The following is a 12,564-nucleotide window of genomic DNA, read 5'->3' as shown; positions in this document are numbered from 1 at the left end:
TAACAATCCATAGACTATGGAATACCCACTTATGTATGATAAATATCATCTGTTTTTCCTTTTTTGCCCACCATTACTGCTAAGTTAATGCTCAACACAGAGAGAGTTATAAAAATATTCTCCACACATCCATCCAATAAATAACAAAATGAAACCATTAAAATTCTAATTAATAATAAAGTTAATTAATTGGAATATATACCCAATAGATTTCGAGTGCATTGAGGCAGCTTGAAAGACCAGGGGTACAGACAGACGATAAACAGCATCTGTATCTCTTTCTTAGCACGATACGCTCAAAAACCGTACCCGTACGCTCAACCCTCCTAACGTCTCACTGCGAGACAGGTGTGGACGCGTATGGTGCAAACGCGCGATGTCATTCACCAGCGCCAGACCGATACCCGCTCCGGGAACATTGCCGACATTATCCAGGCGATGAAACGGCAACAGCGCCTGATGCATCCGATCATCATCAATACCGGGACCGCTGTCTTCAACCACCAGCACCACCGCTTCCCCTTCTCGTAGTAGTCTGGCGGTGACTATTTCCTGCGCTGGCGTATATTTCAGCGCGTTATCCAGTAGATTCCCGCACAGCTCACCAAGCAGAACCTCATCTCCTTCAATCCATACTGCGTCCTGTTCACCTTCATAACCCAGATCGATGGCTTTACTGCGCGCCTGCGCCAGACGAGTAAAACAGCTGGTTTGCACGACCTCATACAGATTGACCGGTGAAAAATGTCTTTCCCCCTGCTCCTTACGCTTTACCGCGGAAAGCTGCAGTAGCCTTTCTGTCAGTTGAATGGTGCTATCCAGCGTCGAACTCATCGCTTGTAAACTCTCATACCACTGCTGCGGCTGTGGGCTGGCGAGGGCTACCGCCGCCTGGGTTTTAAGCACCGCCAGCGGAGTTTTAAGCTGATGAGATGCATCTGCGCTAAAGCGTTCCTGACGCGAAATAAGCGCGCGTAGCCGGTCGATATAGCGGTTGAATGCCACAATCAGCAGACGGGTTTCCGACCATGGCAGCAGCTCCGGCAACGGCGTCAACAGCCCCGGTTCACGGCGTACCATCAATGATGACAGCTGGCGCATGGGGCGTAATACCCGACGAAGCAGCCAGCCGACCAGCACCAGCGTCAGTAACACCAGCAACCCTTGAGAAACCCATGAGGAAAAGAGCAGTTGCCCCGCCAGATAGCGCCGCGATTGCAGCGTTTCAGCGACATAAATCTCCGCCATACCAACGATTCCCCCTTCGTTCACCGGCTGGAGAAGACGCGCCACGCGGATAGCCTCCCCGCGATACTCAGTGTGATAAAACCACGCCAGCGCCGGATAAAGCCGGGTGCGCGATGTAGCTGGCGGCATCGCAGGTAAATCGTCATAGCCGGAAATCACCTTCCCCGCCGGATCAACCACTTTGTAATACAGCCTGTCATTCATGTTCAGTTCAAAGCTGTCCAGCACCACCCATGGCACATTGACTTCGAGCTGTTTATTACGAACCACAAGTCGCTCAGACACCGTTCTGGCCGATGAGAGCAGCGTCCGGTCATACGCCTGCGTCGCTGCCTGTAGAGCGCTAACGTAGCTGTTAAACGCCGACAGTCCCCACAGCAGCAACAGCGGCAAGCCAAGAAACATTAATAACTGCAGGTACAGCGACTGGGGCTTAACCCACTTCATCACAGCACTCCAGCACATAACCCAGGCCGCGCAACGTCGCGATCCTCACATCGCTCCCCTGCAGTTTTTTACGCAGGCGATGGATATACAGTTCAATGCTTTCAGGGCTGACCTCATCGCTCAGACTGAAGACCTGTTCAAACAGTTGCTGGCGCGAAACCGGGCGTAATCGCCGGTACATCAGCACCGTCAGCAGCGCCTGTTCACGCGGCGTGAGCGCCAGCGGCTGCCCCTGCAACAGAAAATAACCTTCATCATGAAATGCCAGTTCCCCCAGTTGCTGTATACCTTGCACCTGGCCTGCGCTACGTCGCAGCAGTGCCCGCAGTCGCGCATCAAGCTCTTCAATTTCAAACGGCTTCGCCAGATAATCATCGGCCCCGACGTTCAGCCCCTTCACTCTGTCAGCCACTGCGCTACGCGCCGTCAGCAGCAGAACCGGGAGCGTCTGCCCGCGTTTGCGCAGTCGCTGAACGACTTCCAGACCATCCAGCCCCGGCATATTGATGTCCAGAACCGCCAACGCATACGTTTCGCTATGCAAGAGATGATCGGCGGCCTGCCCATCAAAGACGCAATCGACAGCAAAACCGTTTTGTACCAGCGCTTTCTCCAGCCAGTGAGCCAATTCACGGTTATCTTCCGCTAATAAGAGACGCATATCACATCCTGTAAAGTTTCTGCCGCATTGAAAGGGAATTGAAAGGTTAATGTTTTAACAATCATGCAACCGAACTGCTACACATCGGCTCACATAATCACAAAAATCTTCTTTCGTACCCGAAACTCCGGTCGCCCGGCGCGAGGATAAATAATGAAAAAACAATTACTTCGTACCCTTACTGCAAGCATGTTACTGATGAGTACCGCTGTTCTGGCTGAACAAGCCCCCTCACGCACTGAATGTATCGCTCCGGCGAAACCCGGCGGGGGATTCGACCTCACCTGTAAGCTGATTCAGGTGAGCATGATGGAAACGGGTGCTATCGAAAAACCGATGCGCGTGACCTACATGCCCGGCGGGGTGGGCGCGGTAGCCTATAACGCCATCGTCGCGCAACGCCCTGCCGAGGCGGGAACCGTGGTGGCCTTCTCTGGCGGCTCGCTGCTGAACCTGTCGCAGGGCAAGTTTGGTCGCTATGGCGTCGATGATGTGCGCTGGCTGGCAAGCGTGGGAACTGATTACGGCATGATTGCCGTACGCAACGACTCACCGTGGAAAACGCTGAAAGATCTGCTGACGGCCATGGAGAAAGATCCCAACAGCGTGGTGATTGGTGCTGGTGCTTCTATCGGCAGTCAGGACTGGATGAAGTCAGCGCTGCTGGCACAAAAAGCCAACGTCGATCCGCACAAGATGCGTTACGTGGCGTTTGAAGGCGGCGGCGAGCCGGTGACTGCGCTGATGGGAAATCATGTGCAGGTAGTGTCTGGGGATCTCAGCGAAATGGTGCCCTATCTCAGCGGCGACAAGATCCGTGTGCTGGCAGTGTTCTCTGACGAACGTCTGCCTGGCCAACTGGCAAATGTCCCTACAGCTAAAGAGCAGGGCTATGACCTCGTGTGGCCGATCATCCGTGGCTTCTACGTCGGACCAAAAGTCAGCGATGCTGAATATCGGTGGTGGGTTGAAGCATTTAACAAGCTCCAGCAGACCGATGAGTTTAAAAAGCAGCGCGAACTGCGCGGTCTGTTCGAATTCAACATGAGCGGCAAGCAGCTCGACGATTACGTGAAGAAGCAGGTCACCGATTATCGTGAGCAGGCGAAAGCCTTCGGCCTGGCTAAATAACCGCAGGGACATTGATGATGAGCGATCGTATTTTTGCGGGTATCTGGCTGTTGCTCTGTATCGCCGGGCTGTTCATAGCCTGGCAAATCAGCAGCGAATACAGTTATGAACCGGTTGGGCCGCGTCCCTTTCCACTTGGCATTATCAGCCTGATGCTCCTGTGCGCCGTGGCGCTGCTGTTGCGTCACCCGGACACCATCAGTTGGCCTCGCCGCCACGTGCTGCAAAAACTGCTCACGATGGTGATTGTTCTGTTGATGTACGCCTGGGGGTTTGAATGGCTGGGCTTTCCGATCGCCACCGCCATTCTCACCGTGGTGATTGGCATGTTGTTCGGTGCCACCATTCCGGCTGCGGGTATTTCAGGCTCTGTCCTCGGCATTCTTCTGTGGTATGCCTTCGATCGGCTGCTTGACGTCACCTTACCACTCGGCGCCTGGCTGGGTTAACGGAGAAACGATGGATACCTGGATATATCTTTCTCAGGGCTTTGCGGTGGCGATGACGCCGGAAAACCTGGTTATCGCCTTGATCGGCTGTTTTGTTGGCACCATCGTTGGGCTGCTGCCGGGCCTCGGGCCCATCAACGGCGTGGCGATATTGTTGCCGCTGGCCTTCGCATTGCATCTGCCAGCAGAGTCTGCGCTGATCCTGCTGGCCACTGTTTATATCGGCTGTGAATACGGCGGGCGCATCTCCTCGATTCTGCTCAATGTTCCCGGCGATGCAGCCGCCATTATGACCGCGCTTGACGGCTATCCGATGGCGCAGCAAGGGCGCGGCGGCGTGGCGCTCTCTATCTCGGCGGTCAGCTCCTTTTTCGGCTCACTTATCGCTATCGGTGGCATCATTCTGTTTGCCCCGGCGTTAGCGCAATGGTCGCTGGCTTTCGGTCCGGCAGAATACTTTGCCTTAATGGTCTTCGCCATTGCCTGCCTCGGCAGCATGATGGCGCAAAACCCACTGAAATCATTTCTGGCAGCGCTAATCGGTCTCGGCCTTGCGACCGTCGGCGTAGATGCCAACACCGGGGTCTATCGCTTCACCTTTGACAGTGTCCATCTCTCCGACGGCGTGCAGTTTATCGTGGTGGTGATTGGGTTGTTCTCTGTCTCAGAAATACTGTTAATGCTGGAACATACCAGCAGTGGCCAGACGCTGGTGCGTAAAACAGGCCGCATGTTGTTTAACGCCAAAGAAGGTATGCAGTGTGTAGGCGCGACACTTCGCTCGTCGGTGATTGGCTTTTTTGTCGGTGTGCTACCAGGCGCCGGGGCGACCATCGCCAGCGCAATCACCTACATGACTGAGAAAAAACTCAGCGGTAACAGCGACAGCTTTGGTAAAGGGGATATTCGTGGCGTTGCCGCACCAGAAGCGGCGAACAACGCCTCGGCCTGCGGATCCTTTATTCCGATGTTGACGCTCGGTGTGCCTGGCTCCGGTACCACAGCGGTAATGATGGGTGCGCTGACGCTGTACAACATCACGCCAGGCCCGGCCATGTTCACCGAGCAACCAGATATCGTCTGGGGGCTGATTGCAGCGCTGCTGATTGCTAACGTGATGCTGCTGGTGATGAACATTCCGCTGATAGGTTTGTTTACCCGCATGCTAACCATTCCGCTGTGGTTCCTGGTTCCGGCCATTGCCGCAGTCTCCGCAGTAGGCGTTTATGCAGTCCACAGTACCACTTTCGATTTGGTGCTGATGGTCGCCCTCGGCGTACTGGGCTACATACTGCGAAAAATGCACTTCCCGATGTCACCGTTGATTCTCGGGTTTGTACTGGGGGAAATGCTGGAGCAGAATCTGCGTCGCGCGCTGTCTATCAGTAATGGCAACATAGATATTCTGTGGGCAAGCGGGGTGGCAAAAGTACTGCTGGTACTGGCAGTGATGGTTATCGTGATCCCACCCGTGCTGCGTCTGATCCGTAAGCGCCACAACAAGCCGCAGGTGGACATCGGTTAGTAAAATGACGCGCCTTATCCGGCCTACGATTGATCGCCACTGTAGGCCGGATAAGCGCAGCGCCATCCGACATTTTTATTTTGAGCGTAAACCCTGAGTTCCTGCCAGGACATGCTCGACAAACTGCGTCAGCTTTGGCAGCGGGCGTAAATCCTGCCGCCACAGCAGATGTATCGGGCGCGGCTCAGGTGTAAAGCCCTCCAGTACCCGAACCAACCTGCCACTTGTGAGTTCTTCGGCCAGTAAAACCTCGGGCTGCAACAGCAGACCCGCCCCTGCGACCGCCGCCATACGCAGGCCGTGGCCATCGTTACAACGCAGGATCGCATCGCGTTTCCATCTGACCTCCCCCTCCACGCCCGGCAGCTTCCATTCGTTGCGGGCCGTCCACACCGTGTGGGATAAACACAAATGATCCACCAGATCTGCCGGCGTTCGGGGCGTACCGTGACGGGCCAGATACTCCGGTGAGGCGCAGATCGCCATACGGTACGGACACAGGTATTTCGCCACTACATCAGTCTGATGAATATCACCAATCCGGATCGCCAGATCCACACCCTCATCTACCAGATCAACCATCCGGTTAGTCAGATCCAGTTCAAGACGTACCTCCGGCCAGGTCTGTAAAAAAGCAGCAGCCAACGGCGATACCACACATGCGCCAAATGAGGTTGGTGCGCTGATGCGCAGCGTGCCAGCAGGTACCAGCCGCAAGCGCTCTACCGAGCTTTCAGCTATTGCCACCTGCTCCAATACTCGTCTGGCTTCTTCAAAGTAAACCCGCCCGGCATCGGTCAAACTCTGGCGACGGGTATTACGCTCCAGCAGACGCGTACCGAGCTGAACTTCAAGCTGGGCGATATATTTCCCCACCATTACCGCCGACATCTCCAGTCGCGTTGCCGCGCCGGTAAAGCTACCGCTCTCCACCACGGCGATAAATGTTTCCATGCCGCGCAACTTGTCCATATTACAAACCTCTGGTTAGTAATCATCTAACTTTTAGCCAGTTTATCTGATTTCATTTTCATTAAAGAATGGTGGCTCACACTATTCAGGAGGTGGTTATGAAAATCGTCGTTATTGGTGCCAGCGGCACAGTCGGTCGCGCAGTCACAGAAGTATTGAGCCGTACACATGACGTTGTTCGCGTGGGCCGCACACAGGGTGATTACCTGGTTGATATCACTTCTCAGGAGAGCGTGCAGGCGTTGTTTGAAAAAATCGGTCGGGTAGATGCGATCGTATCCGCCACCGGCAACCTGTTCTTTGGCCCGTTGTCGACAATGACCGACAACGAGTTTAATCAGGGGTTGCAGGATAAGCTGTTAGGTCAGGTGCGGCTGGCATTAACCGGGCAACACTATCTGAATGATGGCGGTTCAATTACGCTTATCAGCGGCATCATCGCTCATGAGCCGATTGCGCAAGGGGCAAGCGCTGCAACCGTCAATGCCGGACTGGAAGGTTTTGTTCGCGCTGCTGCCCGCGAATTAGAGCGCGGAATTCGCATTAATCTGATCAGTCCCACCGTGCTGAGCGAATCCGCCGACGCTTACGATAGTTTCTTCCCTGGTTTTGAAAGCGTGCCCGCCGCTACGGTGGCAAATGCTTTTCGCCGCAGCGTGGAAGGCATACAAACCGGTCGCGTCTATAAAGTCGGCTACTGATATTTTGCTGCCGCTGCATCCCTTATCAGCGGCAGCATTATTAACTCATTGTTTTAAAACATTCCCTTCTTGATTTTCTTCCCTGCATCACACTTACCCTCACCTTTTATGTTGTTAAAAAATTGTTGCTTTTGATCACAAATAATAAACAAAACAGTCCATTTTGTGCGCACTTTTCAAAAATGTAGATATTTTTAATTTATGGCTACGAAACGAGCATCGCCATGTCTCCCTGACAATCTACTGAGAGGATCGATTCTGATGAACGCACTGACTGCCGTAAAACCGAACGCTGAAGATCCAGCCCAGCACTACAGCGGTTTCACGCTGAAACCATCAGCCCAGTCTCCACGCCTGCTGGAACTGACTTTCTCCGCCGAGACTACGGAGCAATTTCTGCAAGCTGTGGCACAGTGGCCGGTGCAGGCACTGGAATACAAATCTTTCTTGCGATTTAAAGTGAGCAAAATCCTCGACGATTTGTGCGGTAATCAGTTGCAGCCTCTGCTGCTGAAAACGCTGCTGGATCGTGCTGAAGGCGCACTACTGATCAACGCCGTGGGTGTTGATGACGTGGCGCAAGCAGAAGAGATGGTCAAGCTGGCAACGGCAGTCGCACATCTTATCGGACGCTCCAATTTTGATGCGATGAGCGGTCAGTACTATGCGCGTTTTGTGGTTAAAAACGTTGATAACTCAGACAGCTATCTGCGCCAGCCGCACCGTGTAATGGAGTTGCATAACGACGGAACCTACCTCGAAGAAATCACCGACTACGTGTTGATGATGAAGATCGACGAGCAGAACATGACCGGCGGTAATTCGCTGCTGCTGCACCTTGACGACTGGGAACATCTGGATCAGTACTTCACCCATCCGCTGGCACGCCGCGCTATGCGCTTCGCCGCACCACCAAGCAAAAACGTCAGCCAGGACGTGTTTCATCCGGTGTTTGACGTCGACCAACAGGGTCGCCCGGTGATGCGCTACATCGACCAGTTCGTCCAGCCAAAAGACTATGAAGAAGGTGTCTGGCTGAGCGATCTCTCAGACGCGCTGGAAACCAGCAAAAGCATCCTGTCTGTTCCGGTTTCAGTCGGCAAATTCCTGCTGATCAACAACCTGTTCTGGCTGCACGGTCGCGATCGTTTTACGTCGCATCCTGATCTGCGCCGTGAACTGATGCGCCAGCGTGGTTACTTTGCTTACTCCACCAACCACTACCAGACCCATCAGTAAGCGCGAAGGAAAATAGCGGATGTATGATTTTGTGATTATTGGCGGCGGCATTATCGGCATGTCGACCGCCATGCAGCTGATTGATGTCTATCCGGACGCCAGAATTGCGCTGCTGGAAAAAGAGTCCGGCCCGGCCTGTCACCAGACGGGCCACAACAGCGGCGTGATCCATGCCGGGGTTTATTACACCCCCGGCAGCCTGAAGGCACAGTTTTGCCTGGCCGGAAATCGTGCTACCAAAGCCTTTTGCGACCAAAACGACATCCGCTATGACGTCTGCGGAAAAATGCTGGTTGCCACCTCTGAACTGGAAATGGAGCGGATGCGCGCCTTATGGGATCGCACCGCCGCCAACGGCTTAGAACGCGAGTGGCTGAACGCTGAAGAACTGCGTGAGCGTGAGCCGAACATCACCGGACTGGGCGGTATTTTTGTCCCGTCGAGCGGGATTGTCAGCTACCGTGAAGTGACGGCTGCAATGGCGAAAATCTTTCAGGCCAGAGGCGGTGAGATTATTTACAACGCCGAAGTCAGCGCGCTGAAAGAACACGCTACAGGTGTAATCGTGCATACCCGCCAGGGTCAGGAATATGAGGGCGCGACGCTGATTACCTGCTCCGGCCTGATGGCTGACCGACTGGTGAAAATGCTTGGCGTCGACCCCGGCTTTATCATCTGCCCGTTTCGCGGTGAATACTTCCGTCTGGCGCCAGAGCATAACCAGATAGTCAACCATCTGATCTACCCCATTCCCGACCCGGCGATGCCGTTTCTTGGCGTTCATCTCACCCGCATGATTGACGGCAGCGTAACGGTAGGTCCCAACGCAGTACTGGCGTTTAAGCGTGAAGGTTATCGCAAACGCGATATTTCCCTCAGCGACACGCTGGAGATATTAGGTTCCTCCGGCATCCGCCGGGTGCTGCAAAATAACCTGCGTTCCGGCCTTAGTGAGATGAAAAACTCACTGTGCAAAAGCGGCTATCTGCGGCTGGTACAAAAGTACTGCCCGAGCCTGACGCAAAAAGATCTGCAGCCGTGGCCCGCGGGCGTACGTGCGCAGGCGGTATCGCCTGACGGTAAGTTGATCGACGACTTTCTGTTTGTCACCACGCCACGTTCAATTCATACCTGCAACGCCCCCTCTCCAGCCGCGACATCGGCAATCCCTATCGGTGCGCATATCGTCAGCAAGGTTCATGCGCTGCTGGAAAACCAGAGCAATCCCGGACGCACGCTGCGTGCGGCACGTAGCGTGGAAACATTACACGCCGCATTCACTCGTTAAACATTTTATGACAGGAAGCAATCATGCAACTTAACGATCCAACCTTGTTTCGCCAGCAGGCATTGATCAACGGCCACTGGCGTGACGCCAACAACGGCGAGACCATCGCGGTGACCAACCCCGCAAATGGTCAGCAGTTAGGTAGCGTACCGAAAATGGGTGCGGATGAAACCCGCGAGGCCATTGAAGCCGCTAACCGTGCACTGCCCGCGTGGCGGACGCTGACCGCCAAAGAGCGGGCGAATATTCTGCGCCGCTGGTTTAACCTGATGATTGAACATCAGGACGATCTCGCCCGCCTGATGACCCTCGAACAGGGGAAACCGCTGGCGGAAGCGAAAGGTGAAATCATCTATGCCGCCTCCTTTATTGAGTGGTTTGCCGAAGAGGGCAAACGTATCTACGGCGACACCATCCCAGGTCATCAGGCCGATAAGCGCCTGATCGTCATTAAGCAACCTATCGGCGTGACCGCCGCGATTACGCCGTGGAACTTCCCTTCGGCGATGATCACCCGCAAAGCCGGTCCGGCGCTGGCGGCAGGCTGCACGATGGTACTCAAACCGGCCAGCCAGACGCCTTACTCAGCGCTGGCGCTGGCGGAGCTGGCCAATCGCGCCGGGATCCCGGCGGGCGTATTCAGCGTCGTCACCGGCTCGGCTGGCGCAGTTGGCAACGAGCTGACCAGCAACCCGCTGGTACGCAAGCTGTCGTTTACCGGCTCTACCGAGATTGGTCGTCAGCTCATGCAGCAATGCGCTAAAGACATCAAAAAGGTGTCGCTGGAACTGGGCGGCAATGCGCCGTTTATCGTCTTTGACGATGCCGATCTCGATAAAGCGGTGGAAGGCGCGCTGGCATCGAAGTTTCGTAACGCCGGGCAGACCTGCGTCTGCGCCAACCGTCTGTATGTTCAGGACGGCGTGTATGAACGTTTTGCTGAGAAACTCCAGCAGGCCGTGAGCAAGCTGCACCTCGGCGACGGCCTGGAGCCCAACGTCACCACCGGGCCGCTGATTGATGAGAAAGCGGTTGCCAAAGTGCAGGAGCACATCGCAGATGCGCTGGAGAAAGGCGCTCGGGTTATCACGGGTGGCAAGGCGCATGCGCTGGGCGGCAACTTCTTCCAGCCCACCATTCTGGTGGAAGTACCTGACAACGCAAAGGTCGCCAAAGAAGAGACCTTCGGCCCGCTGGCTCCGCTATTTCGTTTTAAAGATGAGGCTGACGTCATCGCACAAGCCAACGATACCGAGTTTGGTCTGGCGGCTTACTTCTACGCCCGCGATTTAAGCCGCGTTTTCCGCGTCGGCGAAGCGCTGGAGTACGGCATCGTCGGGATTAACACCGGCATCATCTCCAACGAAGTCGCCCCATTCGGCGGAATTAAAGCTTCTGGCCTTGGTCGTGAAGGCTCTAAATACGGCATCGAAGATTACTTAGAAATCAAATATATGTGCATTGGCCTTTAATAAAACAAATACTGGAGAACACCTGATGAGCACCAATAAAGAACTTATGCAACGTCGCAGCAATGCCGTTCCTCGTGGCGTAGGACAGATCCACCCTATTTTTGCCGAACGCGCAGAAAACTGCCGGGTCTGGGACGTTGAAGGCCGCGAGTTCCTCGACTTTGCTGGCGGTATCGCGGTGCTGAATACCGGTCACCTGCATCCACAAATTGTCTCTGCGGTAGAAGCTCAGCTAAAAAAGCTGTCGCATACCTGCTTCCAGGTGCTGGCTTATGAGCCGTACCTGGAACTTTGCGAAATCATGAACAAGAAGGTGCCGGGCGATTTTGCTAAGAAAACGCTGCTGGTCACTACCGGCTCTGAAGCGGTGGAAAACGCGGTGAAAATTGCCCGAGCCGCCACCAAACGAACCGGCACCATCGCCTTTAGCGGCGCCTATCACGGTCGTACCCACTACACCCTGTCATTAACCGGGAAAGTCAATCCGTACTCTGCCGGAATGGGACTAATGCCGGGCCACGTTTATCGCGCACTGTATCCTTGCGCTCTGCACGGTATCAGCGAAGACGATGCTATCGCCAGCATCCATCGAATCTTTAAAAACGACGCCGCCCCGGAAGATGTCGCCGCCATCGTGATTGAGCCGGTACAGGGCGAAGGCGGTTTTTACGCCGCTTCCCCCGCCTTTATGCAACGCCTGCGCGCAATTTGTGATGAACACGGAATCATGCTGATTGCCGATGAAGTGCAAAGCGGCGCGGGCCGTACCGGCACGCTGTTTGCCATGGAGCAGATGGGCGTCGCGCCAGATATCACCACCTTCGCTAAATCCATCGCCGGTGGCTTCCCGCTGGCAGGTGTTACCGGACGCGCCGAAGTGATGGACGCCATCCCCCCTGGCGGTCTGGGTGGCACTTATGCCGGTAACCCGATTGCCTGTGCCGCTGCGCTGGCGGTGCTGAACATTTTCGAGCAGGAAAACCTGCTGCAAAAAGCCAATGAGCTGGGCAAGACCCTGCGTGATGGGCTGCTGGCAATCGCCGAAACACATCGCGAAATCGGTGACGTTCGCGGCCTGGGAGCGATGATTGCCATCGAACTGTTCGAAGACGGCGACCACAACAAGCCAGATGCCAAACTGACTGCTGAGATCGTTGCCCGGGCCCGTGATAAAGGGCTGATCCTGCTCTCCTGTGGGCCGTACTACAACGTACTGCGTATCCTCGTGCCACTCACCATCGAAGATGCGCAAATCCGCCAGGGGCTGGACATTATCGCCCAGTGTTTTGATGAGGCGAAGCAGCACTAATTGCCGGATGGCGCAATCTGTAGGTCGGATAAGGCCTTTACGCCGCCATCCGACAAACAAGCAAAACAAAACGGATAAGGCCGTCCGGTAAAAATATCCAATAACAATTATACGCGTGCCCC

11 protein-coding genes are annotated in these 12,564 nt (G+C 54.9%); 8 read left to right on the top strand and 3 right to left on the bottom strand.

The annotated features are described in order from the left end of the window. Positions 1-282: 282 nt before the first annotated feature. Both LG384_RS22910 and tctD read right to left on the bottom strand, forming a co-directional pair. A complete protein-coding gene (locus LG384_RS22910; protein WP_045446504.1) occupies positions 283-1,695 on the bottom strand; it encodes a sensor histidine kinase in 1,413 nt (470 codons plus the stop codon). Continuing rightward, positions 1,682-2,356: a transcriptional regulator TctD gene (gene tctD, locus LG384_RS22905; protein WP_045446507.1), complete on the bottom strand. Its 675-nt coding sequence runs from the start codon at positions 2,354-2,356 to the stop codon at positions 1,682-1,684. The genes LG384_RS22910 and tctD overlap by 14 nt, the downstream gene beginning before the upstream one ends. Before the next feature lie 153 nt (positions 2,357-2,509). Here tctD and LG384_RS22900 point away from each other — a divergent pair, with 153 nt between their 5' ends. From LG384_RS22900 to LG384_RS22890, 3 genes are read left to right on the top strand one after another with little or no spacing between them, the layout of a single operon-like run. After that, positions 2,510-3,487, top strand: a complete 978-nt coding sequence (locus tag LG384_RS22900) for a tripartite tricarboxylate transporter substrate binding protein (protein ID WP_045446510.1) — start codon at positions 2,510-2,512, stop codon at positions 3,485-3,487. Positions 3,488-3,501: 14 nt separating this feature from the next. Next, positions 3,502-3,936, top strand: coding sequence for a tripartite tricarboxylate transporter TctB family protein (locus tag LG384_RS22895; protein ID WP_136345262.1), 435 nt, complete (start codon positions 3,502-3,504; stop codon positions 3,934-3,936). A 10-nt stretch (positions 3,937-3,946) separates the two neighbouring features. Next, the gene (locus tag LG384_RS22890) at positions 3,947-5,461 is read left to right on the top strand and encodes a tripartite tricarboxylate transporter permease (RefSeq protein ID WP_045446512.1); all 1,515 of its coding nucleotides are present in this window, start codon (positions 3,947-3,949) and stop codon (positions 5,459-5,461) included. 75 nt (positions 5,462-5,536) lie between these two features. Here LG384_RS22890 and LG384_RS22885 read toward each other — a convergent pair whose 3' ends face one another. After that, positions 5,537-6,433 (bottom strand): LysR family transcriptional regulator, encoded by an 897-nt coding sequence (locus LG384_RS22885; RefSeq protein WP_045446514.1) that lies wholly within the window; start codon positions 6,431-6,433, stop codon positions 5,537-5,539. Positions 6,434-6,531: 98 nt separating this feature from the next. Between LG384_RS22885 and LG384_RS22880 the strand changes: the two genes are divergently transcribed. The 5 genes from LG384_RS22880 to gabT all read left to right on the top strand — a co-directional run bounded on the left by LG384_RS22880 (position 6,532) and on the right by gabT (position 12,442). Continuing rightward, positions 6,532-7,134: a short chain dehydrogenase gene (locus LG384_RS22880; protein ID WP_225761564.1), complete on the top strand. Its 603-nt coding sequence runs from the start codon at positions 6,532-6,534 to the stop codon at positions 7,132-7,134. Positions 7,135-7,395: 261 nt separating this feature from the next. Beyond that, entirely contained in the window at positions 7,396-8,373 is a 978-nt protein-coding gene (gene glaH / locus LG384_RS22875; protein ID WP_045446517.1) for a glutarate dioxygenase GlaH, read from the top strand. Positions 8,374-8,392: 19 nt separating this feature from the next. Beyond that, positions 8,393-9,661, top strand: coding sequence for an L-2-hydroxyglutarate oxidase (gene lhgO / locus LG384_RS22870; protein WP_200041876.1), 1,269 nt, complete (start codon positions 8,393-8,395; stop codon positions 9,659-9,661). A gap of 23 nt (positions 9,662-9,684) precedes the next feature. Beyond that, positions 9,685-11,133: an NADP-dependent succinate-semialdehyde dehydrogenase gene (gene gabD, locus LG384_RS22865; protein ID WP_225761563.1), complete on the top strand. Its 1,449-nt coding sequence runs from the start codon at positions 9,685-9,687 to the stop codon at positions 11,131-11,133. Between the two features lie 25 nt (positions 11,134-11,158). After that, positions 11,159-12,442: a 4-aminobutyrate--2-oxoglutarate transaminase gene (gene gabT / locus LG384_RS22860; RefSeq protein WP_048220709.1), complete on the top strand. Its 1,284-nt coding sequence runs from the start codon at positions 11,159-11,161 to the stop codon at positions 12,440-12,442. Positions 12,443-12,564: the final 122 nt, after the last annotated feature.

It is taken from the genome of Citrobacter sp. Marseille-Q3906 (genome assembly GCF_916618775.1).
Classification (GTDB): domain Bacteria; phylum Pseudomonadota; class Gammaproteobacteria; order Enterobacterales; family Enterobacteriaceae; genus Citrobacter; species Citrobacter murliniae.
This window is presented reverse-complemented; position numbering and strand designations above follow the sequence as displayed.